This window comes from Streptomyces parvus (genome assembly GCF_032121415.1).
Classification (GTDB): Bacteria; Actinomycetota; Actinomycetes; order Streptomycetales; family Streptomycetaceae; genus Streptomyces; species Streptomyces globisporus_A.
Genome location: NZ_CP135079.1, coordinates 5948038 through 5972929 on the forward strand (window position 1 = coordinate 5948038; position 24892 = coordinate 5972929).

21 protein-coding genes are annotated in these 24892 nt (G+C 71.4%); 7 read left to right on the plus strand and 14 right to left on the minus strand.

Annotated elements, in window-relative coordinates; genetic code table 11:
* Positions 1–63: 63 nt before the first annotated feature.
* The 5 genes from RNL97_RS27765 to RNL97_RS27785 are packed head-to-tail and all read left to right on the plus strand — an operon-like array spanning position 64 to position 4993.
* Positions 64–861, plus strand: coding sequence for an ABC transporter ATP-binding protein (locus RNL97_RS27765; RefSeq protein WP_010072680.1), 798 nt, complete (start codon positions 64–66; stop codon positions 859–861).
* A complete protein-coding gene (locus tag RNL97_RS27770) occupies positions 858–1658 on the plus strand; it encodes an ABC transporter ATP-binding protein (protein WP_030582990.1) in 801 nt (266 codons plus the stop codon). The genes RNL97_RS27765 and RNL97_RS27770 overlap by 4 nt, the downstream gene beginning before the upstream one ends.
* Positions 1655–2545 (plus strand): branched-chain amino acid ABC transporter permease, encoded by an 891-nt coding sequence (locus RNL97_RS27775; RefSeq protein WP_030582988.1) that lies wholly within the window; start codon positions 1655–1657, stop codon positions 2543–2545. Before RNL97_RS27770 ends, RNL97_RS27775 begins: the two co-directional genes overlap by 4 nt.
* Positions 2538–3743: a branched-chain amino acid ABC transporter permease gene (locus RNL97_RS27780; protein ID WP_313751330.1), complete on the plus strand. Its 1206-nt coding sequence runs from the start codon at positions 2538–2540 to the stop codon at positions 3741–3743. Before RNL97_RS27775 ends, RNL97_RS27780 begins: the two co-directional genes overlap by 8 nt.
* Positions 3740–4993 (plus strand): ABC transporter substrate-binding protein, encoded by a 1254-nt coding sequence (locus tag RNL97_RS27785; RefSeq protein ID WP_030582982.1) that lies wholly within the window; start codon positions 3740–3742, stop codon positions 4991–4993. The genes RNL97_RS27780 and RNL97_RS27785 overlap by 4 nt, the downstream gene beginning before the upstream one ends.
* A gap of 55 nt (positions 4994–5048) precedes the next feature.
* Here RNL97_RS27785 and RNL97_RS27790 read toward each other — a convergent pair whose 3' ends face one another.
* From RNL97_RS27790 to RNL97_RS27835, 10 genes are all read right to left on the minus strand, one after another.
* Positions 5049–7265 (minus strand): bifunctional serine/threonine-protein kinase/ABC transporter substrate-binding protein, encoded by a 2217-nt coding sequence (locus RNL97_RS27790; RefSeq protein WP_243315759.1) that lies wholly within the window; start codon positions 7263–7265, stop codon positions 5049–5051.
* 54 nt (positions 7266–7319) lie between these two features.
* A complete protein-coding gene (locus RNL97_RS27795; protein WP_030582975.1) occupies positions 7320–8156 on the minus strand; it encodes a hypothetical protein in 837 nt (278 codons plus the stop codon).
* Positions 8157–8413: 257 nt separating this feature from the next.
* Positions 8414–9241, minus strand: a complete 828-nt coding sequence (gene pssA, locus RNL97_RS27800) for a CDP-diacylglycerol--serine O-phosphatidyltransferase (RefSeq protein ID WP_010072683.1) — start codon at positions 9239–9241, stop codon at positions 8414–8416.
* A gap of 22 nt (positions 9242–9263) precedes the next feature.
* The gene (locus RNL97_RS27805) at positions 9264–9911 is read right to left on the minus strand and encodes a phosphatidylserine decarboxylase (protein WP_030582972.1); all 648 of its coding nucleotides are present in this window, start codon (positions 9909–9911) and stop codon (positions 9264–9266) included.
* 180 nt (positions 9912–10091) lie between these two features.
* A complete protein-coding gene (locus RNL97_RS27810) occupies positions 10092–11297 on the minus strand; it encodes an acyl-CoA dehydrogenase family protein (RefSeq protein ID WP_313751331.1) in 1206 nt (401 codons plus the stop codon).
* 49 nt (positions 11298–11346) lie between these two features.
* A complete protein-coding gene (locus RNL97_RS27815; RefSeq protein ID WP_010072684.1) occupies positions 11347–11850 on the minus strand; it encodes a MaoC family dehydratase in 504 nt (167 codons plus the stop codon).
* Between the two features lie 2 nt (positions 11851–11852).
* On the minus strand, positions 11853–12827 hold the full coding sequence (locus RNL97_RS27820) for an HpcH/HpaI aldolase/citrate lyase family protein (protein ID WP_006128710.1): 975 nt from the start codon (positions 12825–12827) through the stop codon (positions 11853–11855).
* A complete protein-coding gene (locus RNL97_RS27825; RefSeq protein ID WP_030582964.1) occupies positions 12824–14836 on the minus strand; it encodes a protein meaA in 2013 nt (670 codons plus the stop codon). Before RNL97_RS27825 ends, RNL97_RS27820 begins: the two co-directional genes overlap by 4 nt.
* A gap of 9 nt (positions 14837–14845) precedes the next feature.
* Entirely contained in the window at positions 14846–16183 is a 1338-nt protein-coding gene (ccrA, locus tag RNL97_RS27830) for a crotonyl-CoA carboxylase/reductase (protein ID WP_030582961.1), read from the minus strand.
* Positions 16184–16537: 354 nt separating this feature from the next.
* On the minus strand, positions 16538–17329 hold the full coding sequence (locus RNL97_RS27835; protein ID WP_030582958.1) for a GNAT family N-acetyltransferase: 792 nt from the start codon (positions 17327–17329) through the stop codon (positions 16538–16540).
* A 155-nt stretch (positions 17330–17484) separates the two neighbouring features.
* On the opposite strand from RNL97_RS27835, the gene RNL97_RS27840 reads away from it, so the two are divergent.
* Positions 17485–18291 (plus strand): restriction endonuclease, encoded by an 807-nt coding sequence (locus tag RNL97_RS27840; protein WP_243315761.1) that lies wholly within the window; start codon positions 17485–17487, stop codon positions 18289–18291.
* Here the strand turns inward: RNL97_RS27840 and RNL97_RS27845 are convergent.
* Together RNL97_RS27845 and RNL97_RS27850 are read right to left on the minus strand one after the other, a co-directional pair.
* Entirely contained in the window at positions 18254–19069 is an 816-nt protein-coding gene (locus RNL97_RS27845; protein ID WP_030582952.1) for a TetR family transcriptional regulator, read from the minus strand. The two genes, RNL97_RS27840 and RNL97_RS27845, sit on opposite strands and share 38 nt — an antisense overlap.
* A 91-nt stretch (positions 19070–19160) precedes the next feature.
* A complete protein-coding gene (locus RNL97_RS27850; protein WP_243316474.1) occupies positions 19161–20942 on the minus strand; it encodes a 3-hydroxyacyl-CoA dehydrogenase family protein in 1782 nt (593 codons plus the stop codon).
* A 359-nt stretch (positions 20943–21301) separates the two neighbouring features.
* Here RNL97_RS27850 and RNL97_RS27855 point away from each other — a divergent pair, with 359 nt between their 5' ends.
* Complete coding sequence (locus RNL97_RS27855; RefSeq protein WP_279344028.1) at positions 21302–21874, plus strand: adenylosuccinate lyase; 573 nt, start codon at positions 21302–21304, stop codon at positions 21872–21874.
* A 231-nt stretch (positions 21875–22105) separates the two neighbouring features.
* Here RNL97_RS27855 and RNL97_RS27860 read toward each other — a convergent pair whose 3' ends face one another.
* Both RNL97_RS27860 and RNL97_RS27865 read right to left on the minus strand, forming a co-directional pair.
* Positions 22106–23692, minus strand: coding sequence for an alpha/beta hydrolase (locus tag RNL97_RS27860; protein WP_313751332.1), 1587 nt, complete (start codon positions 23690–23692; stop codon positions 22106–22108).
* Positions 23693–23854: 162 nt separating this feature from the next.
* On the minus strand, positions 23855–24886 hold the full coding sequence (locus tag RNL97_RS27865; RefSeq protein ID WP_030582940.1) for an Rv2578c family radical SAM protein: 1032 nt from the start codon (positions 24884–24886) through the stop codon (positions 23855–23857).
* Positions 24887–24892: the final 6 nt, after the last annotated feature.

Genomic DNA, 24892 nt, shown 5'->3' on the forward strand with positions numbered 1-24892 from the left:
TGTGGCACCACCCCCCGATGAGCACCACCCACGACACACGACATGGCGGAAGGAGGAGGACGCATGGCAACGCTGGAGATCCGAGCGCTGTCCGTCGGCTACGGCCCGGTCCGGGCACTGCGCGACATCTCGGTCGATGTGCCGGACGGCGGGATCACCGCCGTGCTCGGCGGCAACGGCGCGGGCAAGACCACGCTGCTGCGGGCCGTGTCGCGGACCCTCGGCTTCCACCGCGGGACGGGCACCGGGACCATCCGGTTCGACGGCCGCCCCCTGGAAGGGCTGCGGCCCGCCCAGGTGGTGGCCGCGGGAGTGGTCCAGGTACCGGAGGGCCGGCAGGTCTTCGCCCGGATGACGGTGGCCGACAACCTGCGGGCGGGCGCCCTCGGGGCACGCGGCGGGCGCAAGGAGACCGGCGCGGCGCTCGCCCGGGTGCACGAACTGTTCCCGGTGCTCGCCGACCGCGCGCACCAGCGGGCCGGGCTGCTGTCCGGCGGCGAGCAGCAGATGCTGGCCATGGGCCGCGCCCTGATGGCGGGGCCCCGGCTGCTCCTGCTGGACGAGCCCTCGCTCGGCCTCGCCCCGCTGATGGCGGCGAGGATCGCCGAGACGGTGCAGGAGATCAACGCGGGCGGCACCTCCGTCATGCTCGTCGAGCAGAACGCGGCGATCGCCCTCCGCCTCGCCTCCACGGCGTACGTCCTCGACGTCGGCGAGGTCGCCCTGTCCGGGCCCGCCGACGAACTCGCCGCCTCCGACGAGGTGCGCCGCCGCTACCTCGGCGTCGTCGACGAGGACGCGGCGGCGGACGCCGACCCGGCCGCCCGCACCCGGCGCACCCTGAGCAGGTGGTCCGCGTGACGACCACCGCAACGGCCCGCCAGGACACCACCGCGGCGGCGCTCGCGGTCCAGGACGTCACCGTCCGCTTTGCCGGACTCACCGCCCTGGACGGCGTCTCCTTCACCGTCGAACCCGGCAGCGTGCACGCCGTCATCGGGCCCAACGGCGCGGGCAAGTCCACCTGCTTCAACGTCCTGTCCGGCGTCTACCGCGCCGCCTCCGGGCACGTCCGCCTCGGTGACGCCGAGCTCACCGGACTTCCGCCGCACGCCATCGCGGACCTCGGGGTCGCCCGCACCTTCCAGAACCTGGCGCTGCCCCCGCACGCCACCGTCGCCGACAGCCTCCTGCTAGGGCGTCACCGGCTGACCCGCTCCGGGTTCCTCGCCACCGGCCTGCGACTGCCCTCCGCCGTCCGCGAGGAACGACGCCACCGCGAGCGGGTCCGTGAGATCGCCGAATTCATCGGGTTGGAGAAGGAGTTGGAGCGGCCTGCCGGATCGCTCCCGTACGGGCAGCAGAAGCTCGTCGAGCTCGGCCGCGCCCTGTGCATGGAGCCGAAGGTCCTGCTACTGGACGAGCCGATCGCCGGGATGACCGCCGACGAACGCCGCCGCACCGCCGCCGTCGTGGCCGACGTACGCGACAGCCTCGGCATCTCCATCGTGCTGGTCGAGCACGACATGGGGGTGGTGATGCGGCTCGCGGACGCGGTGACCGTACTCGACTTCGGACGACGGATCGCCGGGGGCGCCCCCGCCGAGGTCCAGAACGATCCGGCCGTCGTCCAGGCCTACTTGGGAGCACCTCAATGACCACGTTCGTCGAACTCCTCCTCGGCGGCCTGTCGATCGGCTCGGTCTACGCACTCATCGCGCTCGGGTTCGTCGTCATCTTCAAGGCCACCGAGGTCGTCAACTTCGCCCACGCGTCGCTGCTGTTGGCAGGCGGATACGTCACCGCCGTGCTCCACGACGACATCGGGTTCTGGCCCGCCCTGCTCGTCGGGATCGCCGGCGCCGCGGCCGTCGGGGCGGCCATCGAGTTCTTCGTGATGCGCCGCTACCGGGGCAGCGACCACAGCGTCCTCGCCATCGTCACCATCGGCGTCGACATCCTCCTCATCACCGAACTCACCCGCCGCATGGGCACGGACGTCCTCGCCCTCGGCGACCCCTGGGGCAACGAGGTCGTCACCGTCGGCGGCATCACCCTCGCCCAGACCCGCATCGCCGCGTTCCTCGCCGCCGGGCTGCTGATCACGGTCTTCCTGCTCGCCTTCCGCTACACCTCGTGGGGCGTGTCCATGCGGGCCGCCGCCGAGAACCCGCAGACGGCGGCGCTCATGGGCATCAAGCTGGGGCGGGTCTCGCTCGCCGCCTGGGCGGTCGCCGGGGCGCTGGCCGCCGTCGCCGCGCTCTTCCTCACCGTGTTCCCGACCCCGGGCCTGGAGCGCGCCACCTCGCTCGCCGCACTCAAGGCGTTCCCCGCCGCGATCCTCGGCGGGCTCGACTCCACCACCGGGGCGCTCGCCGGCGGACTCATCGTCGGCGTCACCGAATCGCTCGCCACCGGCTACCAGAGCGATCTGTCCTTCCTCGGCCGGGGCATCGGCGATCTGGCGCCCTACCTCGTGATGGTGGCCGTCCTGCTGATCCGCCCCGCGGGACTCTTCGGCACGAAGGAGCTGGCCCGTGTCTGACACCACCGCCGAAGCCCCCGCCGCGCCCGCCCCCGTACGCGGCGGACCGGAGGGGGTCACCGACCGGCTGCGCAGCCCCCGTACGTACGCCGTCCTCATCGGCTCCCTGCTGCTCCTCGTCCTCCCCTTCTACCTGGACCGCTTCTGGCTCCAGGCCGGACTGTTCGCGATGGCGGCGGCGATCGGCGCCATCGGGCTCAACATGCTCACCGGCGCCACCGGCCAACTCTCCATGGGCCACGCGTTCTTCCTCGCCGTCGGCGCGTACGGCTACTGCGTCCTGGCGGGGGAGAGCAGCACCGAGAACGGGCACACGCTGACCGGCCTCGGCCTGCCCACCTGGCTGGCCGCGATACTCGCGGTGCTGCTCGCCGGGGCGGCGGGCGGCATCTTCAGCCCCATCGCCGGGCGGCTGCGCGGCGCCTACCTCGGCATCGCGACCCTCGCGCTGATCTTCATCGGGCAGCACGTCCTGTTCAACGCGGGCTCGCTGACCGGCGGTTACAACGGCCGGGCCGTACCGCCCCTGTCGGTCTTCGGGTTCACCTTCGACGACTCCGAACTCGTCGTCGCCGCCGTCCCGTTCGGCTCCTCGGAGAAGCTCTGGTACGCGGGTCTGCTCGCGCTCCTGCTGAGCGCCCTGTTCGCCCGGGGTGTGCTGCGCGGCCGGCCCGGACGCGCCATGAACGCCATCCGCGACCACCGGATCGCCGCCGGGGTGATGGGCGTGCCCGTGTCCCGCTACCGGGCCGGGGTCTTCGTCCTGTCCTCCATGTACGCGGGCCTCGCGGGCGTCCTGCTCGCCCTGGTCTTCCAGCGGACCGTGCCCGAGTACTTCGGCATGATCCTGTCCCTCGAATACCTCGCCATGATCGTCATCGGCGGGCTGGGCAGCGTCGCGGGAGCCGTGATCGGCGCCGCCTTCGTCTCCCTGCTCCCGCAGGTGTTCACGCACTACAGCGACTCCCTGCCGCTGGTGTCCGCCCCAGGAACGGGCGGGTTGGCACCCGGTGAGGCGTCCCGCTATCTGTACGGCGCCGCGGTCGTTGCGGTGGTCCTGTTCCTGCCCGGCGGCCTCGCCCGCCTCGGCCTTGCCCGCACGAAGAAGCCCGCGGCTCCAGAACGATCAGCGCCTCCGAAGAACGCAGCGGCTTCGAAGAACGCAGCGGCTCCGAAGAATCCAGGGGAGAAGTCATGAAACTGAGAGTGCTCACGGCCGTCGTCGCGGCCCTCGCCGTCACCCTCGTCGGGTGCAGCGGCAAGGCGACCGAAGGAAAGGCGGACGAGGAGGGCAAGGGCGGGATCAAGACGGGCCCCGGGGTCTCCTCCTCGACGATCTCCCTCGGGGTGCTGACCGATATGACCGGGGTCTACGCCTCGCTGGGCAAGAGCGTCACCCAGGCCCAGCAACTGTGGGTGAAGCAGACCAACGAGGAGGGCGGCATCTGCGACCGGAAGATCGAACTGACGGTCCGCGACCACGGATACGATCCGCAGAAGGCGATCGCCGCTTACACCGAGCTGGCCCCGGACGTGGTGGGCTTCGCCCAGTTCATCGGCTCCCCGTTCGTCGCCGCCGTCGAACAGCGCATCGACGGCCAGGACAAGGGCCTCGTGCTGCCCCAGGCCTGGTCGGCGAACCTGCTCGGCTCCCCGTACATCCGGGTCATCGGCGCCACCTACGACGTCGAGACGATCAACCTCATCGACTATCTCCTCGCCGAGAAGCGCATCGCGAGGGGCGACAAGATCGGTCACGTGTACTTCGAGGGCGACTACGGCGAGAACGCGCTCGCCGGCTCGAAGCACGCGGCGAAGGAGGCCGGGCTCACCGTCGTCGAGCAGAAGATCAAGCCGACCGACAACGACATGACGGCCCAGGTCGCCGCCCTCAAGCAGGCCGGGGTCAAGGCCGTGGTCGTCAGCGCCGGCCCCCGCCAGGCGGCCTCGCTCGTCGGCGTCGCCGCGGCCACCGGCTTCGACGTCCCGGTCGTCGGCAACAACTCGGCCTTCGCCCCTCAGCTGTTGAAGACCCAGGCGGGCCCGGCCCTGCTCAAGGACTACTACGTCGCCTCCTCCACGCTGCCCATCGGCGACCCGGGCGACGGCCCCGCCAAGCTCGCCGAGGAGTACGCCGCCCAGTACCCGAAGGACGTCCTCGACAACGGCGTCGTCGCCGGCTACACGGCGGCCTCCCTCTTCGGCGAGGCCCTCTCCAAGGCCTGCGACGACAAGGACCTCACCCGCGAGGGCATCGACAAGGCGCTCCTCACGATCAAGGGGTACGGGACCGAGTTCGGGGTGACGCACGACTTCTCGGACCCGAAGGCTCCGTCCACCCGGGAGAGCGTCATCATGAAGCCCGACACCGGTGCCGCCGGCGGGCTGAAGGTGGTCCGGCCGGCCGAGGTCGCCCCGGCCGCCGAGTCCTTCACCATAGGCAACTGAGCCCTGCGCGGGAGGTCTGACCGGGGGGCGGACGGAGGTCTGACCGGGCACCCGGTCAGACCTCCCGGCCGTCCATCCCGACGTACCGGAAGCGGCCCCGCTCCACCCGGTAGACGAAGACCCCGGTCCCGGTGTACATCCCGTTGGCCGACTCGAAGGCGTAGCTCTTGGACACGCCCTTGTACGAGGTCGTCCGCAGCGCGGGCAGCAGGTCCTGGCGGGTCAGCTTCTCCCGGCCCAGCCCCTCCGCGCAGGAGGCGATCAGCCCCACCGCGTCGTACGCCTCGGCCGCGAACAGCGGCGGCGCGTGGTCGAAGCGCTTGCGGTAAGCGGCGGCGAACGGGTGCACCGAGGGTACGGAGGCGGGGTCGGCGGCCGTCGAGACGACCAGCCAGCCCGCCGCGTCCTCACCCGCCTCCGCCAGGAACCGCGGGTCGTGCACGGCCTGGGTGGCGATCTTCGGCCCCAGGAACCCGGCCCTGGTCAGCGACTTCGCGAACCGTCCGGCGTCCCGCCACCCGCCTCCGTACACCACTGCCCCCGGCCGCTTCGCGGTGATCCGCTCGGCCTCCGCGTCCAGGTCGCGCGTGCCTTCGCGTACGGTCTCCGCGAACACGGTGCGGCCGTTGCCGCGCAGCCCCGTGTCGAGGAAGCGGGTGGTCTGCCGGCCGTACTCGGTGCCGTCGTCGACCAGCGCCACTTGATCGATCTCGTACGCCCCGAGGAACTGGGCCACCGGCAGCATCTGCATGTCGTTGCGCGGCCGGGCGCACAGGAAGATCCGGTTCAGATGCCGGATGTCCCCGTCGACCACGCTGAGCAGCGGGAGCGCCGCCTCGTCGTAGGCGACCAGCGCCTCCCGGGCCGCGTCCGTGCCCGTCGCGCCGATCGCCGCCACCAGGAGCGGGTCCTCGGCGAACCGGCGCACCGCCGCCTTCGCCCGCTCCTCCTCGCCCCCGTCGTCGACCGTGGTCAACCGCAGCGTGAACGGCGCGTCCCCCCGCGCGTTGTGCTCGGCCACCGCGAGCCGGGCCGCCCGGTCCTGCCCCTTGCCGACGGCCGCGGACGGGCCGCTGAGGTCGGCCTGGAGCCCGATGCGCAGTTCCGGGCGGGCCGTCTTCCCGTCGGCCTCGCCCCCGCCGCCCGGGTCCCTGTCGCCGCCCGAGACCAGCCAGACGGTGGTGGTGCCCGCCGCGGCGAGCACCGCGCCCCCGGTGGCGTACGCGAGGAAGCGGCGGCGGCCGGGGGCGGCGGCGACGGCGGTCGTGTGCCGGCCTCCGCTCCCGGTCCCGGCGCCTGTGCCGGGGCCACCGGACGAGACACCGAACGGGCCCCCGCCCGAACCGCTGCCCGGACGGCCGTCCGCGCCCGCGTCCAGTCTCGTCGCGTCGATGTCGGGCAGGGCGAGCATCCGCGCCGAACGCTCGGCGATCAGATGGGTGACCGGACCGGGCAGCCAGCTGCCGCCCGGCAGGTCCTCGGCGAACGCCTGCCGGATGTCCGCCGCCGTCGGACGCTCCCCGGGCTCCTTGGCCAGGCACGCCTCGACCACCGGGAGCAGCCCGGGCGGCAGCGCGCTCAGATCCGCCGTGTCGTGCACGGTGCGGAACAGCATCGCCTCCACCGGCCCGGAGCCGAAGGGCCGCCCGCCGGTCGCCGCGTACACCAGGACACAGCCCAGCGAGAACACGTCACTCGCCGGGCCGATCCGCCGCCCCTGCGCCTGCTCGGGCGAGAGGAAGCCGGGGGAGCCGACGATCACGTCGGTCGCCGTGAGGACGGTGTCGTCCAGGGCGCGCGCGATCCCGAAGTCGATCAGCCGGGGGCCGTCCAGACCCAGCAGGACGTTGCCGGGCTTCACGTCCCGGTGCACCAGGCCCGCCGTGTGGACGGCCTCCAGCGCCTCCGCGAGCATCGAGCCCAGCGCCCGCACCCCGCGCTCCGGCAGCGGCCCCCCGCTGCCGACCGCCTCGCTCAGGGCGGGCCCCGGCACGAACTCGGTGGCCAGCCACGGGGCCGGCGCCTCGGTGTCGGCGTCGACCACCGGCACCGCCCACCGGTTGCGGACCCGCCGGGCGATCGCCACCTCCCGCCGGAAGCGGGCCCGGAAGCCGGTGTCGTCGGCGTACTCCGCGCGGATCAGCTTGATCGCCACCAGCGCGCCGCCGGGCGACCGGCCCAGCAGCACCACACCCATGCCTCCGGCGCCGAGGCGGCCGAGGACGCGGTACCCGGCGATCCGTGCGGGGTCGGTGGAACGGAGCGGTTCCATCAGGGGTCAGTGCCTTTCGTCCGGGCCGCGGTCACTTCGGTTCCGGGCCCGCGGTCACTTCAGTTCCAGCTCGACGCGGTAGAGCACCTTGGCTCCGCCCTCGGCGGCGATCCGCAGCAGGTCGGTGTTCGTGTACCCCTGGGCGCCCTTGACCGACACGGCCGTCGTCACCGGGCCGATCCGGGACTTGGACCATACGTAGTCCTGGACCCCGCCCGACTCCGGCCCCGTGTACTTCCCCGCCTCGAACAGTGAGGCGTCCGCGTTGCGCACGTCCTTCCGGTCGAACTGGAGGGACATCAGACCGCTGAGGCGCTGCCCGCCGCCCAGCACCTGATCCGGGCAGCGGAAGCTCTCCTGGACGGTGTCCTTGATCTCCCGGTCGGCCCCCGCCTCCGTCCGGTGCACGGTCACGGTCACCGCCCCCTGCACCCGGCCCTTGCCGCCCTGCGCCGGGATGTCGAGCCGCCGCGTGAAGCTGTCCAGTACGCCCGACGGCAGCGCGGAGCGGGTCCAGACGCAGGAGGCCGGGAGCACGGGCCAGCTGCCACCGCTCTCGTACGGGGTGTGCCGGACCATCCCCGCCGCCCAGTCGTTCTCCCCGAGCGCGGCGTTACGGGTCAGCTTCCGTGCCTGGGCCGCGTTCTTCGGGACCCGGTCCGGGTCCGGCGTGAAGTCGTAGGCGCTGGGCAGCGCGCCCGGCAGCGTGGACTGCTTCGGGCCGGGCCTCTTCGACGCCCCCGTCTTCTCCCCGCCGCCCTGCTTCGCCGACCCGCTCGGCTTCGGGTCGGGCCCGCTTCGGTCCTTCGACGCCGACCCGCCGCATCCGGCCAGCAGTACTCCCGCTGCCGCGAGTGCCGCCCCGCGTGTCCCCAACAGCATCAGCTTCATCTCGGACCCCCCCGGTCCCCGGCGCGCCCCGTGGCCGAAATGGCCCGGGTGTCGGTTGCGAGGCGATTCTAGAAGCCCGGTCCGGCGGAGGGACGGGAACGTGGTACTCACCCCCGTGCCGGAAATTCTCAGCCACCGGGAGGGCATCGCCTCTGGCGGCGGGACGCGCGCGGTGGTAGGGCCCCCGCCGCACCGGAAACGCGCGAGGGCCCGGATGCCGGGGAGCATCCGGGCCCCGAGGGTTCGCGTTTCCGCCGCTACGGCAGCTGAGCCGCCCGCGCCTCGCGCCGGTTGTCACGGAACGTGTTAACCCGCCGCGCCGTGGCGAACAGCGGGATCACCGCGCCGAGCACCACCTGGAGCGCGCAGCCCGTCTGGAGCAGCAGCTGACCGCCGGGGGCGTCGAACGCCCATGCGGCGAGCAGCCCCATCGCGGCCACGATCCAGCTGAGCATCGCCACCGCGAGAATGCCCCGCGGCTTGGGGTACTCCACCCGGCTCACCATCAGCCATGCCACGCCGATGATCGCGAGCAGGGTCGGCACGAAGGGCAGCTCCAGGAGCACGATCGAGACGACCGTCAGCGCTCCGAAGGGGCTCGGCATGCCCTGGAACATGCCGTCCTTCAGCGTGACGCAGGAGAATCTCGCAAGCCTGAGCACCACCGCCAGCAACACGACGATCGCCGCCAGCGCCGACACCCGCTGGTGGGCGTCGTCGGCGACCATGCCGTACACGAGCACGAAGTAGGCCGGTGCGAGCCCGAAGCTGATGAGGTCCGAGAGGTTGTCCAGCTCGGCGCCCATCGGGGAGGAACGCAGCTTGCGCGCCACGAGTCCGTCGAACAGGTCGAAGATCGCGGCCATCAGCATGAGGATCACGGCGGTGGCGGCCGAGTGCCGGGCCATGCCCGTCTCGTCGCTGCCCGTGAGGTGCGGGATCAGAATGCCCGTGGTGGTGAAGTACACCGCCATGAACCCGCACGTCGCGTTACCGAGCGTGAGCGTGTCCGCTATCGACAGGCGCATCGACAGCGGCATGTCCTCCGTGCCGTCGACGTCGTTCTCGTCTTCGGCCTCCGGCACCCAGCCGGACTTGGTATCAGGATCAATCACGGTCAATTCGAGTCACCCCCGCGGTGGTGGCCTGACCGACCTCGACCGCGACATCGATCCCCTCCGGGAGGTAGATGTCCACGCGCGAGCCGAAGCGGATCAGGCCGATGCGCTCGCCCTGCTCCACCTTCGTGCCCTCGGGGAGGTACGGCACGATCCGACGGGCGACCGCCCCCGCGATCTGCACCATCTCGATGTCGCCGAGCTCGGTGTCGAAGTGCCAGACAACGCGCTCGTTGTTCTCGCTCTCCTTGTTGAACGCCGGAACGAACCCGCCCGGGATGTGCTCGACCGACGTCACGGTGCCCGCCAGCGGCGCGCGGTTGACGTGGACGTTGAGCGGGCTCATGAAGATCGCGACGCGGGTGCGCCCGTCCTTCCACGGCATGATGCTCTGCACCACGCCGTCGGCCGGGGAGATGACCCGGCCGTCGGTGATCTCGCGCTCGGGGTCACGGAAGAACCACAGCATGCCCGCCGCGAGCGCGGTGGTGGGCACGGCCACTGCCGCCCAGCGCCCCGACTTGCGGGCGCGGGCCAGGCTGAGGGCTGCGGTGGCGACGGTCGGCAGGAGCCACGGCGATGCTCCGCGGGCGATGCGGACCCCGCCGCGGGATGCGGTGGAAGTGCTGTCGGGCATGAATGACCTTCGTAGCGGATGATGCCGCGCTGGCAACGGGGGACGGCGGCTTTCCGAAGATGCTATCGGTTGCCGGGCGCAACTGGGCAAGCCAGCAGCCGAGTCGGACTGTCGAACGCCGCCCGTCGAGGGTGACCCGGTGTGACGTTCTTCGCCACCAAATCACCTCAGAACGGACAATCAGCCCTGGAATCGGTACTCCTCCAAGAGGCGCCGGCCAATGATCATTTTCTGGATCTCGGCGGTACCTTCACCGATCAGCAGCATCGGCGCCTCGCGGTAGAGGCGCTCGATCTCGTACTCCTTGGAGAAGCCGTAGCCGCCGTGGATACGGAAGGCGTCCTCGACGACTTCCTTGCAGTACTCGGAGGCGAGGTACTTCGCCATCCCTGCCTCCAGGTCGTTTCGTTCCCCGGAGTCCTTTTTGCGTGCCGCGTTCACCATCATCGCATGAGCGGCCTCGACCTTGGTGGCCATTTCGGCCAGTTTGAACTGGATCGCCTGGTGCTGGGCGATCGGCTTGCCGAAGGTGTGGCGCTGCTGGGCGTACGAAATGCCCAGCTCGAATGCACGCTGCGCGACTCCGCAGCCACGCGCGGCGACATTCACCCGTCCGACTTCGACGCCGTCCATCATTTGGTAAAACCCTCGGCCGGTCGTGCCCCCGAGAACACGATTGGCCGGAATGCGCAGGTCGTCCATGATGAGCTCGGTCGTGTCGACGCCCTTGTAGCCCATCTTGTCGATCTTCCCGGGGATGGTCAGACCGGGCCGGACCTCTCCGAAGCCGGGCTCCTTCTCCACCAGGAAGGTCGTCATCGACTTGTGCGGCGGGGTGCCCTCGGGGTGGCCTTCGTCACTTCGGGCCAAGACGGCCACCAAAGTAGACGTTCCGCCATTCGTCAGCCACATCTTCTGGCCGTTGAGAACGTACTCGTCGCCGTCCTTCACGCCCTTGGACGAGATCGCCGAGACGTCCGAGCCGAGCGCCGGCTCGGACATCGAGAAGGCCCCGCGCACCTCGCCGAGCGCCATCCGCGGCAGAAACGTGTCCTTCTGCTCCTGCGTACCGTGCTGCTTGAGCATGTAGGCCACGATGAAATGCGTGTTGATGATGCCCGACACGCTCATCCAGCCGCGGGCGATCTCCTCCACGCACAGCGCGTAGGTGAGCAGCGACTCACCCAGCCCCCCGTACTCCTCGGGAATCATCAGCCCGAACAGGCCGAGTTCCTTGAGCCCCTCGACGATTTCCGTGGGGTACTCGTCGCGGTGCTCCAGCTGGGTCGCGACCGGAAGGATCTCCTTGTCGACGAAATCCCGGACCGTGGAAAGGATTTCCCGCTGGATGTCGTTCAGACTGGCGGTCTGGGCGAGTCGCGTCATGGCTGCTTCTCCTGTGGCTTCACGCGGATGGCCTTAAGGCTTCACACGGTTACTTGGCGGGCGTCGGGCGGCCGGGCTGCTCCCCGCCGCGCTCCTTGATGTACGTCTCGGTGGGGACCATCACCTTGCGCCGGAACACGCAGACGACCGTGCCGTCCTGCTTGTAGCCCTTGGTCTCCACGTACACGATGCCGCGGTCGTTCTTGGACTTCGAGGGGGTCTTGTCCAGCACGGTCGTCTCGCCGTAGATCGTGTCGCCATGGAACGTCGGCGCGATGTGCTTGAGCGATTCCACCTCCAGATTGGCGATGGCCTTTCCGGAGACGTCCGGCACCGACATGCCGAGCAGCAGCGAGTAGATGTAGTTGCCGACGACGACGTTCTTACCGAAGTCGGTCGTCTTCTCCGCGTAGTTGCTGTCCATGTGCAGCGGGTGGTGATTCATGGTCAGCAGACAGAAGAGGTGGTCGTCGTACTCCGTGACCGTCTTTCCCGGCCAGTGCTTGTAGACGGCACCGACCTCGAACTCCTCATACGTGCGTCCGAACTGCATGATCAGGCCTCCGGCGCTTCGAACTTGGACGTGCGCTGCATTCCGGCGGCCCGGCCCTTGCCCGCGATGACCAGGGCCATCTTGCGGCTGGCCTCGTCGATCATCTCGTCGCCGAGCATCGCGGAGCCCTTCTTGCCGCCCTCCTCGGAGGTGCACCAGTCGTATGCGTCGAGGATCAGCTCGGCGTGGTCGTAGTCCTCCTGCGAGGGCGAGAACACCTCGTTCGCCGCGTCGACCTGGCCCGGGTGCAGCACCCACTTGCCGTCGAAGCCGAGGGCGGCGGCGCGGCCGGCCACCTCGCGGTAGGCGTCCACGTCGCGGATCTGGAGGAACGGGCCGTCGATCGCCTGGAGGTCGTGGGTGCGGGCCGCCATCAGGATGCGCATCAGGATGTAGTGGTAGGCGTCCGCCGGGTAGCCGGGCGGCTGCTGGCCGACGACCAGGGTCTTCATGTTGATCGACGCCATGAAGTCGGCCGGGCCGAAGATCAGCGTCTCCAGGCGCGGCGAGGCGGCGGCGATCTCGTCGATGTTCACCAGGCCCTTGGCGTTCTCGATCTGCGCCTCGATGCCGATCTTCCCGACCTCGAAGCCCATCGTCTTCTCGATCTGGGTCAGCAGCAGGTCCAGCGCCACGACCTGCTGGGCGTCCTGGACCTTCGGCAGCATGATGCAGTCGAGGTTGGGGCCCGCGCCCTCGACGACCGTGATGACGTCCCGGTACGTCCAGTGCGTCGTCCAGTCGTTGACCCGCACGACCCGGGTCTTGCCGCTCCAGTCGCCGTTGTTCAGCGCGTCCACGATGTGGTGACGGGCGCCCTCCTTGGCGAGCGGCGCGCAGGCGTCCTCCAGGTCCAGGAAGACCTGGTCGGCCGGGAGGCCCTGGGCCTTCTCCAGGAAGCGCGGGTTGGAGCCCGGCACGGCCAGACACGAGCGACGCGGGCGCAGGCGGTTGACCGAGGGGGTGGGCGTGGTCATGCGGGGACCTCCAGAGGGTCGAGCTTGTTCGCTTTCCGGATCTCGTCGACGATACGGCCGATGATCTCCGTGATGCCGAAGTCCTTCGGGGTGAAGACGGCGGCCACTCCGGCGTCGATGAGTGCGGTGGCGTCGGCCGGCGGGATGATGCCGCCCGCGATCACCGGGATGTCGGGCGCCCCGGCCTCGCGCAGCCGGTGCAGCACGTCGGGGACCAGCTCCGCGTGCGAGCCGGACAGGATGGACAGGCCCACGCAGTGCACGTCCTCGGCGAGCGCCGCGTCGGTGATCTGCTCGGGGGTGAGCCGGATCCCCTGGTAGACCACCTCGAACCCGGCGTCCCTGGCCCGTACGGCGATCTGCTCGGCCCCGTTGGAGTGCCCGTCCAGGCCCGGCTTGCCGACCAGCAGACGCAGTCGCCCGACGCCCAGGTCGCCGGCGGTCCGGGTGACCTTCTCGCGGACCAGGGCGAGCGTGCTGCCCGGCTCCGCGGTGACCGCGACCGGGGCCGAGGAGACCCCGGTGGGCGCGCGGAACTCGCCGAAGACGTCCCGCAGCGCCCAGGACCACTCGCCGGTGGTGACGCCCGCGCGGGCGCACTCGACGGTGGCCTCCATCATGTTCTCGGTGCCCGCGGCGGCCTTCTTCAGCGCGGCCAGTGCCTCCGAGGCCCGCGCCTCGTCGCGGTTGTCCCGCCACTCGTGCAGGGCCGCGACAACCCGGGCCTCGTTCTCGGGGTCGACGGTCATGATCGCGCCGTCGAGGTCGGAGGTGAGCGGGTTGGGCTCGGTGGACTCGTAGATGTTGACGCCGACGATCTTCTCGTCGCCCGCCTCGATCCGGGCCCGCCGGGCCGCGTGCGAGGAGACCAGCTCGGACTTGAGGTAGCCGGACTCGACGGCCGCCATCGCGCCGCCCATCTGCTGGATCCGGTCGATCTCCGCCAGCGACTCCTCGACCAGGGCGTCCACCTTGGCCTCGACGACGTGCGAACCGGCGAAGATGTCCTCGTACTCCAGCAGGTCGCTCTCGTGCGCCAGCACCTGCTGGATCCGCAGCGACCACTGCTGGTCCCAGGGCCGGGGCAGCCCCAGCGCCTCGTTCCAGGCCGGCAGCTGCACCGCGCGGGCCCGGGCGTCCTTGGAGAGGGTGACGGCCAGCATCTCCAGCACGATGCGCTGGACGTTGTTCTCCGGCTGTGCCTCGGTGAGGCCGAGGGAGTTGACCTGCACGCCGTAGCGGAAGCGGCGCTGCTTCTCGTTCGTGATGCCGTACCGCTCGCGGGTGACGCGGTCCCAGATCCGGCCGAAGGCGCGCATCTTGCACATCTCCTCGATGAAGCGGACGCCCGCGTTCACGAAGAACGAGATGCGGGCGACCACGTCACCGAACTTCTCCTCGGGCACCTGGCCCGAGTCGCGGACCGCGTCGAGCACCGCGATGGCGGTCGACATGGCGTACGCGATCTCCTGGACCGGGGTGGCCCCCGCCTCCTGGAGGTGGTAACTGCAGATGTTGATCGGGTTCCACTTGGGGATGCGGTTGACCGTGTACGTGATCATGTCCGTGGTCAGCCGCAGCGAGGGCACCGGCGGGAAGACGTGCGTCCCGCGTGAGAGGTACTCCTTCACGATGTCGTTCTGCGTCGTCCCCTGGAGCTTGGCCGTGTCGGCCCCCTGCTCCTCCGCGACCACCTGGTAGAGCGCCAGCAGCCACATGGCGGTCGCGTTGATCGTCATCGAGGTGTTCATCTGCTCCAGGGGGATGTCCTGGAACAGCCGCCGCATGTCACCGAGGTGCGAGACGGGAACACCGACGCGGCCCACCTCGCCGCGGGCGAGAATGTGGTCCGGGTCGTATCCGGTCTGCGTCGGCAGATCGAAGGCGACCGAGAGACCTGTCTGGCCCTTGGCGAGGTTGCGGCGGTACAGCTCGTTGGACGCCTCGGCGGTCGAGTGACCGGCGTACGTCCGCATGAGCCAGGGCCGGTCCTTCTGACGTTCGTTCATCGGGGAACCTCAGACGTTGCGGAAGCGGTTGATGGCGTCGATGTGCTGCTCGCGCATTTCCTGGTCGCGCACGCCCAGACCCTCGCGGGGGGCCAGGGCGAGGACGCCGACCTTGCCCTGGTGCAGATTGCGGTGGACGTCGTACGCCGCCTGCCCGGTGTCCTCCAGGGAGTACGTCTTGGAGAGCGTCGGGTGGATCTTGCCCTTGGCGATGAGGCGGTTGGCCTCCCAGGCCTCGCGGTAGTTGGCGAAGTGGGAGCCGATGATGCGCTTGAGGGACATCCACAGGTAGCGGTTGTCGTACTCGTGCATGTAGCCCGAGGTGGAGGCGCAGGTGGTGATCGTGCCGCCCTTGCGGGTGACGTAGACCGAGGCGCCGAAGGTCTCGCGGCCCGGGTGCTCGAAGACGATGTCGATGTCCTCGCCTCCGGTGAACTCGCGGATGCGCTTGCCGAAGCGCTTCCACTCCTTCGGGTCCTGGGTGCGCTCGTCCTTCCAGAACTTGTAGCCCTCGGCGTTGCGGTCGATGACCGCGTCGGCGCCCATGGCCCGGCAGATCTCGGCCTTCTCCGGGGAGGAGACGACACAGATCGGGTTGGCACCGCCGGCCAGCGCGAACTGGGTGGCGTAGGAGCCGAGCCCGCCGCTGGCGCCCCAGATCAGCACGTTGTCGCCCTGCTTCATGCCGGCGCCGTTGCGCGAGACGAGCTGGCGGTACGCGGTCGAGTTGACCAGGCCCGGGGCTGCGGCCTCCTCCCAGCTGAGGTGCTGGGGCTTGGGCATCAGCTGGTTGGACTTGACGAGTGCGATCTCCGCCAGGCCGCCGAAGTTCGTCTCGAAGCCCCAGATGCGCTGCTCGGGGTCGAGCATCGTGTCGTTGTGGCCGTCGGAGGACTCCAGCTCGACCGACAGGCAGTGCGCGACGACCTCGTCGCCCGGGTTCCAGGCGTTCACGCCGGGGCCGGTGCGCAGGACGACGCCCGCCAGGTCGGAGCCGATGACGTGGTACGGCAGGTCGTGGCGCTTGGTGAGCTCGCTGAGCTTGCCGTAGCGCTCCAGGAAGCTGAACGTCGAGACCGGCTCGAAGATCGACGTCCAGACGGAGTTGTAGTTCACCGAGCTGGCCATCACGGCGACGAGGGCCTCACCGGGGCCGAGTTCGGGGACCGGGACGTCGTCGAGGTGGATCGACTTACGGGGGTCCTTGTCGCGGGTCGCGAGACCGGCGAACATCTCCGCCTCGTCCTTGTGCACGGTGACCGCGCGGTAGGACTCGGGGAGGGACAGGGCCGCGAAGTCCGCGGCCGTGCTGTCCTGCGACTGAATCGCGTCCAGGATTTCCTTCACGGTGTTGCCTCCGGTGATGCGGCGTCGAGGGAACGCTTGAGGGGCCCTGCTGGCAGGGGGAGCGGTGCGGTGTGGAGGTGTTGCCGTCGGTTCGGCAGGTGGAGCTGGCTTTGCTCGGTGGAGCAGAAGGTGCCTGTGACGCAGGCGTCCGGGCGCGCAGCACGGTGGTTGCGGGGACAGCCGGCGTACGTGTGAGTTCTCAGCACGCCGGCCGCCCGGACACCTTCAACGTATGGCACTCCGTGACACCTGACAAGGCACCCAGTGCCAACAATTTCTCTCACTTGTCATCTCGTGGGCACGCATGAGCAACACGATGGGTGTTACGAGACGTTCTGTCCTGCTGGCTGGCGGTTACCGGCCCGCCCGATACACATACGGCGTCGTCGTGCCGAGCGCCGTGAAGCCGAGCCGGGCCAGGATCGGGGCCGACATGTCGCTCGCGTCGACCTGGAGGTAGCGGTAGCCGCGCTCGGCGGCGATCCGTGCCCGGTACGCCACCAGCGCCCGGTAGATGCCCTTCCCCCGCCACTCGGCGACGGTCCCGCCGCCCCAGAGGCCCGCGAAGTCCGTCCCCGGGTACAGCTCCATACGGGCTGAGCTGACCGGCTCCCCGTCCGCCAGGACGACGAGCGCCACGAAATCCTCGGGGGCCTCCGCCAGCCGCCTCACGACCTGGTGCAGCAGCCGGGCCCCGTCCGCGCCGAACGCCCGCTCGTGGGCCAGCGCCATCAGCTCCGCCCCCGCCGCGTCCGCCACGGGGCACAGCGTGACGCCCTCGGGCAGGGCGACCGGCCCGGCCAGCGGCTCCGCCGGGGCCACCAGCAGGGTTTCCGGCGGCTCCGGGACGAACCCGGCCGCCCGCAGCCGGTCGCCCAGGTCGGCCGGCCCGTCGTGCGCGTACAGCTTCCACTCGAACTCCGGGAGGCCGAGCACCGCGCAGTGCCCGAGCTGGGCCGCGATCGCCGCGTCGGCCCCCTCCGCGTCCAGGTCCGGGGACGACCAGACGACCCCGTTCCAGTCGTCGGGGCCGCCCACCCGGCGCACGACGGGGCCGTCGCGCTCGACCCGGACACCGGGGCCGTCGGGACGGGCGTGCTCGCGCATGGTGCGGTCGTACAGGGCGCGGATCTCCACAGGTCGCATCCGCGCACCTCAGCACAGCGGTGTGCCGGGGAACCACCGGATTTCGCCCGCCGCCGCGCCGGACGCCCCGCCGCGCGCGTCGAAAGCGCCGCGCGGGGCACATGGTCCGACAACAAGTGATCTTGGAACGACGAAGAAGCAGGGGTGGGCCACCGATGGCGATACCGATCCGCCGCCGACGGAGCGACCGGCAGGGGCGCGCCCCGTTCGACCTCCGGCGCACCACGTTCGGCTTCGCTCTGATCGCGCTGATCGTCGCGGGCGGCGGGATGGCGCTGCGGGCGGCCTGGGAGAGCGCCGTCCGCCACCCCGTACCCGCCGTGCTTCTGGCCCTTCCGCTGCTGGCCGCCGCCGTCGTGGTGCTGCGCCGCCGTCGGCGGGCCCGGCGGGTCGCGCGGACCGTGGCCGGCGCGGCGTACGGCATCGTCGACGCCGGCCTCGCGGAGCTGGACGCCGCGGAGGCCGCACGCGCCGAGGCCCGCCTCGCGCCCCCGGAGCCGGCCGGCCACCCCGTCGACTACACGCGACTGGACCCGTACGCCTTCGAAGAGGCCATCGCCGAACTCTGCCGCCGCGACGGCTGCTCGGACGCCGAGGTGGTGGGCGGCGCGGGCGACCTGGGCGCCGATGTGCTGGGCACCACCCCGGACGGCCGCCGCCTGGTCGTCCAGTGCAAGCGCTACGGTCCGGAGAACCGGGCCGGTTCCCAGGACCTCCAGCGCTTCGGCGGCACCTGCTACGCGGTGCACGAGGCGGATGTCGCGCTCGTCGTCTCCACCGGCGGCTTCACCGAACCCGCGCTCGACTACGCCGAGCAGTGCGCCATCCTCTGTTACGGCCCCGAGGAGCTCGCGGCCTGGAGCGAGGGCGGCGCCCCGCCGCCCTGGGAGGCGACGGCGGTCCCCGCCGAGCGGGAGGTGCGGCTCAGCGGTCCTTCAGCGCCTGCTGGATCGTCCGCATGACCTCGTCCAGCGGGGCATCCGTACGCGCCACCGCGACGAGCACCTCGCCGTCCGCGGTCACCGAAGCGGCCGGGGCGCGCTCGGGCTCGGCCTGGGCGGTCCGGCCGGCCCCGATACCCGAGCCGAAGGTGTCGCGCACGATGGCGAAGGCCCGGTCGAGCTGCGCCTCCACATCGCCCTGGCCGCCCGCCCGCAGCCAGCGGCGCAGCACATGGTTGTGCGCGGTGACGACGGCGGACGCGGCGACCTCAGCGAGCAGCGGGTCGTCGTTGCCGACATGGTGGTCGCGCTCGTCGAAGTGGCCCAGGAGATAACGGGTGAACAGCCGCTCGTAGCGGGCCACCGACGCGATCTCGGCCTCCCGGAGGGTCGGCACTTCGCGGGTGAGCTTGTAACGGGCCACGGAGACGGCGGGCTTGGCCGCGTACATCTTCATGACTTCCTTGATGCCCCGGCAGACGGTGTCGAGCGGGTGCTCGTGCGCGGGAGCGGCGTTCAGGACGGCCTCGGCCCTGACGAGGGTGTCGTCGTGGTCCGGGAAGATGGCCTCTTCCTTGGAGCGGAAGTGGCGGAAGAAGGTCCGGCGGGCCACGCCCGCGGCGCCCGCGATCTCGTCGACGGTCGTCGCCTCGTAGCCCTTCGTGGCGAAGAGTTCCATCGCGGCGGCGGCCAGTTCGCGGCGCATCTTGAGCCGTTGGGCGGCCGCACGCGTTCCCGCGGTGGTCTCCGGGGCGTCGGTCGCGGCGGTGGCACGGGGTGACTTGGCGGGCTGGGACATGGCATGAACGTAACCCATCGGTGCAGGAGAGCGCGCCTGCGGGGGCGGGCCGCCGGAGGGTCCCAGCAGCCCGCCCCACCCGGCTCCCGGGTCAGCGACGGGCATATTCGCGGAAGCCGCGCCCCGTCTTGCGACCGAGGCAGCCCGCGGCGACCAGGTGCTCCAGCAGCGGCGCGGGTGCCAGGCCCGGGTCGCGGAACTCCCGGTGCAGCACCTTCTCGATGGCCAGCGAGACGTCCAGGCCGACCACGTCGAGCAGTTCGAACGGGCCCATCGGGTAGCCGCCGCCCAGCTTCATCGCCGCGTCGATGTCGTCCAGCGACGCGTAGTGCTGCTCGACCATCTTGATCGCGTTGTTGAGGTACGGGAACAGCAGCGCGTTCACGATGAAGCCGGCCCGGTCCCCGCAGTCCACCGGGTGCTTGCGGATCTTCGCGCAGACCGCGTGGACCGTGGCGTGCACGTCGTCGGCGGTCAGGACGGTGCGCACCACCTCGACCAGCTTCATCGCGGGCGCCGGGTTGAAGAAGTGCATCCCGATGACGTCCTCGGGGCGTGCGGTCGCCCGGGCGACCGCGACGACCGGCAGCGAGGAGGTGGTGGTGGCGAGCACCGCGCCGGGACGGCAGACCTTGTCCAGGGCGGCGAACAGCTGCTGCTTGATCTCCAGGTCCTCGGCGACCGCCTCGACGGCGAGGTCGACCTCGGCGAACGCGTCCAGTGAACCGGCCGCGGTGATCCGCGCCAGCGTCTCGTCCCGGGCCTCGGCGCTCAGCCGCCCCTTGGACACCGAGCGCTCCAGGGACTTCGCGATCCGCCCCTTGGCGAGGTCCGCCTTCTCCTGGGTCCTGGCCGCCAGCACCACGCCGTAACCGGCCTTCGCGAAGACCTCCGCGATCCCGGACGCCATGGTGCCGGAGCCCGCGACGCCCACCGACGCCACCGCGCGCCCCGCGCCCGGCTCGGCGCCGGCCGCCGGGGTCAGCGCGTCGGGCACCACGTCCTGGCCGCCGGGGGCGTCGTACGTGTAGAAGCCGCGCCCGGCCTTCCGTCCGGTCAGGCCCGCGCTGCTGAGCTGCCCGAGGACGGGGGCCGGGGCGTGCAGCCGGTCGTGGGACTCGGCGTACATGGCCTCCAGGACCGTACGCGCGGTGTCGATACCGATCAGGTCCAGCAGGGCGAGCGGGCCCATCGGCAGCCCGCAGCCCAGCTTCATCGCCGCGTCGATGTCCTCGCGGGAGGCGTAGTTCGCCTCGTACATCGCGGCGGCCTGGTTGAGGTAGCCGAAGAGCAGCCCGTCCGCGACGAACCCCGGCCGGTCGCCGACCGCGACGGGCTCCTTGCCCAGCTCCCGGGCCAGCTTGGTGACCGTCTCGACGGCGGGCGGCGCGGTCAGCACCGACGAGACCACCTCGACCAGCTTCATCGCGGGCGCCGGGTTGAAGAAGTGCAGGCCGAGCACGCGCTCGGGGCGCTGCGACTCGGCGGCCAGCCGGGTCACCGACAGGGCGTTGGTACCGGTGGCCAGGACCGTGGTGGGGGAGACGATCGCGTCCAGCTCCCGGAACACCTGCTGCTTGATCTCGTACGACTCCGGCACCACCTCGATGACCAGCTCGGCATCGGCGGCGGCCTGGAGCGTGTCCGCGGTACGGAACCGGGCGAGCGCGGCGGACCGCTCCTCCTCGGTGATCCGCCCGCGGCCCACGGCCCGTGCGGTGGACGCTTCGAGGGAGGCGACGGACCCGAGGGCGGCCGCCTCGCTGATGTCGATGCCGATGACCTCGCGGCCCGCCAGGGCCAGGACCTCGGCGATGCCGGTGCCCATGGTGCCGAGGCCGACGACGGCGATGGTGGAGAGAGGGGTGTCCATCACGGGACTCCAGGGTGAGTGACGACTGTGGGAGCACAGCGCGCGCGGCGATGAGGGAGCGGCGCGCGGCGTACGGAAGCTGCGTGTCGTGGAGCACGGGGCCGAGGCGCGAAGAGCGCGCGCCCGGCCGTGAGGGGTGACGGACTCTGTCCCGGAGCCGCGTCGCACGTAAAGCCGAACCGACAAGCACTCCGGGTGGCTGCGTCACCAGGCCACCGGAGCCTGCGGGGAGTGTGCCCCGCTCAGATGAGATTAACCGGCGAGTAACGAGCGCGCCACCCCTGGGTTCGTGTGCCCTGGACCACACGGGCTCGACCATCGCGCCCGCACGGAGTGTGTCCGTCGATAGGCTGAACGTCATGGATGAGGAGTTCCGTTCGCTCATGGACCGGCTGGAGCCCGAGGCGGCCGGGTCGCCGCAGTACGACCGGCTCGTCGCCGCCGAGGACCCCGAGGAGCTGGCCCGGGTCCTGGTGGAGCCGCACCGGCCGCTGTGGGCTCGGGAGCTGGCCGCCTTCCGGCTCGGCTGCGCGGGCGACCGGCGGGCCTTCGAGGCGCTGGTGCTCCTGCTCAACCACCGCGACCCCGAACGCTGCGTCTCCGCCGCCCACGCCCTGGCCCGCCTGGACGACCCCCGCACGCCCCGGGCCGCCGCAGCGCTCGCCACGAACACCCTGCGCACCGCCTACGCCCTGCACCCGGTGCGTCTGCTGACCGAGCTGCGGGCCCCCGAGTCGACGCCCGCCCTGGTCGCCACCCTGCAACGCCTGCTGGCTCCGGGCGAACCCCACTGGCGCGTCGCCCTGGCCTGCGTCGAGGGCCTCGGCCGGCTCGCCGACGAACAGGCCCGCCCGGTCCTCACGGCGGCCCTCCCGCACCCCCGGCTCGGCGCGGCCGCTGCGGCGGCGCTCAGCCGGCTGCCCGGGGAGTGAGTGCGCGGACGTGGCGCACCCCGGCCAGCAGGGCACCCGGTCCCGGTCCCGATGCGCTCGGGCAGGACGTCGTCGATCCGCGTGTCACGGGCGGTGGCGCAGGGTGGGTACGGGGGAGGGGGGAGTGCCTCATGCCGGGCCGTCCTCGCGTGCACGCCCCGCGCCGCGCGCCCGATTTTCGCCGGGCCGCCCGCGCACCCCGGGGCGGGGAGCGCGGACGGCCCGTCCGGCTCAGCGGCGGAAGCCCAGCAGCCCGTGCAGACGGCTGCCCTTGCTGTTGTCCACCGACTGGGCCGCCGCCTTCTCGGCGGGCAGCGGCTTCGGCTCCGGCAGGGCGGCGCAGACCGCGTCCGCCCCGCCCCGGCCGCGCGGGACCGTGCCGTCGGTCAGATAGGCCGTCAGATGCCGGTCCAGGCAGTCGTTGCCGCTCAGCGTGATGCCGTGGTTGCCGCCGCCCTCCTCCACGACGAGGCTGGAGCCCTTGAGCTTGCGGTGCATGCTGACCCCGCCGCCGTACGGGGTCGCCGCGTCGTCCGTGGCCTGGAGGATCAGCGCCGGGGGCAGCTGCCGGTTGTTCACCGGGACCGGCCGCAGCGGAGGCACCGGCCAGTTCGCGCACGGCGCGTTGTACCAGGTGTTGTTCCAGGTCATGAACGGCGCCTTCTCGTGGATCCGGCGGCTGTCGTTGCGCCAGGTGCTCCAGTGCTCGGGCCAGCCCGCGTCGCGGCACTGGACGGCCGTGTAGACCGAGTAGCCGTTGTCGCCGCTCGCGTCGACCGCGCCGAAGTCCTCGTACACCTCGACCAGCGCCTCGGCGTCCCGGTCCTTCACATACGCGGCGAACGCCTCGGCGAGGTAGGGCCAGTAGCCGTTGTAGTAGCCGCCGGGCAGGAAGGTGTCCTCCAGCTCGCTCGCGCCGACCGTGCCGCCCGCGGGCTTGCGCGCCACGTCCGCCCGCATCCGGTACCAGGCGGCCTCGACCCGTGCTGGGTCGGTGCCCAGGCCGTACGCGGCGTCGTTCTTCGCGACCCAGGCGGCGAAGGCCTTGTGCCGGTCGTCGAACGCGTAGTCCTGGCCGAGGTTGCCCTCGTACCAGACCCCGTCCGGGTCGACGACCGAGTCCAGGACCAGCCGGCGCACGCGCTCCGGGTACAGCTTGGCGTAGACCGCGCCGAGGTAGGTGCCGTAGGAGTAACCGAAGTAGTTGAGCTGCCGGGAGCCCAGCGCCCGGCGGATCACGTCGAGGTCCTTGGCCGCGCTGACCGTGTCCATGTACGGCAGCACGTCGCCGTGCTTCTCGCCGCAGGCCCGGGCGAAGGACTCGGCCCGGTCGCGGTTGATCCGCTCCGCCCGGTAGGACGTCGGCACCGAGTCCGGGCGCACCGGATCGAAGTGCCCGGGCAGGCAGTTCAGAGCGGGCGTGCTCCTGCCGACGCCGCGCGGGTCGAAGCCGATCACGTCGTACTGCGCGGCCACCTTCTCCGGCAGCGAGGAGGCCACGAACCCGGCCATCGACAGACCGCTGCCGCCCGGGCCGCCCGGGTTGACCAGCAGCGGGCCCTGGAAGGTCTTCGCGGTGTGCGGGACGCGGGACAGGGCGAGCGTGACCTGGCGGCCCGACGGGCGGCGGTGGTCCAGCGGGGCGCGGACCTTCGCGCACTGGAGCGTCGGGTAGCTCTCGGTCGGACAGCCGGTCCACTTCGGCTTCGGAGCGGGCGGGGAGCTCGCCGTGGTGGCGGCGGCCGGACAGGGTGCGGCGGTCAGCAGACCGGCGACGGTCGCGCCGACGGCGACCAGAATTCCTGCACGTTTCGTCATGGGGCCTCCCGGAGTGGCGGGACGCGGCGCCGGATCACCGGTCCCCGCCGCATGCTCCCCGAATTCCCCCGCGGAAGGGCCCGTTCCGCGCGGAGTCGACCCGTACGGTCACGCCATCGGCCCCACGGGCCCTTCCGGCCACGCGGGTCCCGCCGGTGAGCTTCAGAGCAGGGTCAGCTGGGTCGGGCCGGGCTCCGGTGCGGCGGACGGGGCCGGGGCGATCCGGCGGGCCTCGCCCCGGTGCGCCGGGCCGATCCCGAACTCGTCCGCCAGCTCGTGCACCTGACGGGTGATCCGGCGCTGGTACCAGGTGGGGGCGTATGCCCCGCCCGCGTACATCCGCTCGTAGCGCTCGACCAGATGCGGATGGTGCTGCCCCAGCCAGTGCAGGTACCACTCGCGCGCGCCGGGGCGCAGATGCAGGACCAGCGGGGTCACCGAGGCCGCTCCCGCCTCCGCGATGGCCGCGACCGTGGCGCGCAGTTGCTCCGGGCGGTCGCCGAGGAACGGGATGACCGGGGCCATCAGGACCGAGCAGCCGATCCCGGCGTCGGTGAGGGCGCGCACCACGTCCAGCCGGCGTTCGGGGGAGGGGGTGCCCGGCTCGACCGTCCGCCACAGTTCCCGGTCGGTGAAGCCCACGGAGACCGAGACGCCGATCTCGGTGACCTCGGCGGCCTGCCGCAGCAGCTCCAGGTCCCGCAGGATGAGCGTGCCCTTGGTCAGGATGGAGAACGGGTTGGCCCGGTCGCGCAGGGCCGTGATGATGCCCGGCATGAGCCGGTACCGGCCCTCCGCCCGCTGGTAGCAGTCCACGTTCGTGCCCATGGCGACGTGCTCGCCCCGCCAGTGCCGGGAGGCCAGCTCCCGCTGGAGCAGCTCGGCGGCGTTGACCTTGACGACGATCTGGGAGTCGAAGCCGATCCCGGTGTCCAGGTCCAGATAGCTGTGGGTCTTGCGGGCGAAGCAGTACACACAGGCGTGCGTGCAGCCCCGGTACGGGTTCACCGTCCATTCGAACGGCATCCGCGAGGCCCCGGGCACCCGGTTCAGGATCGAACGGGCCCGGATCTCGTGGAAGGTGATCCCCCGGAACTCCGGGGTGTCGAACGTGCGCGTGGTCACCGCGTCCGCGGTGAAGAGCGCGCTGTTCCCGGTCGTCGAGTTCTTCTCGACCAGATTGTCCCAGCGCATGGACGC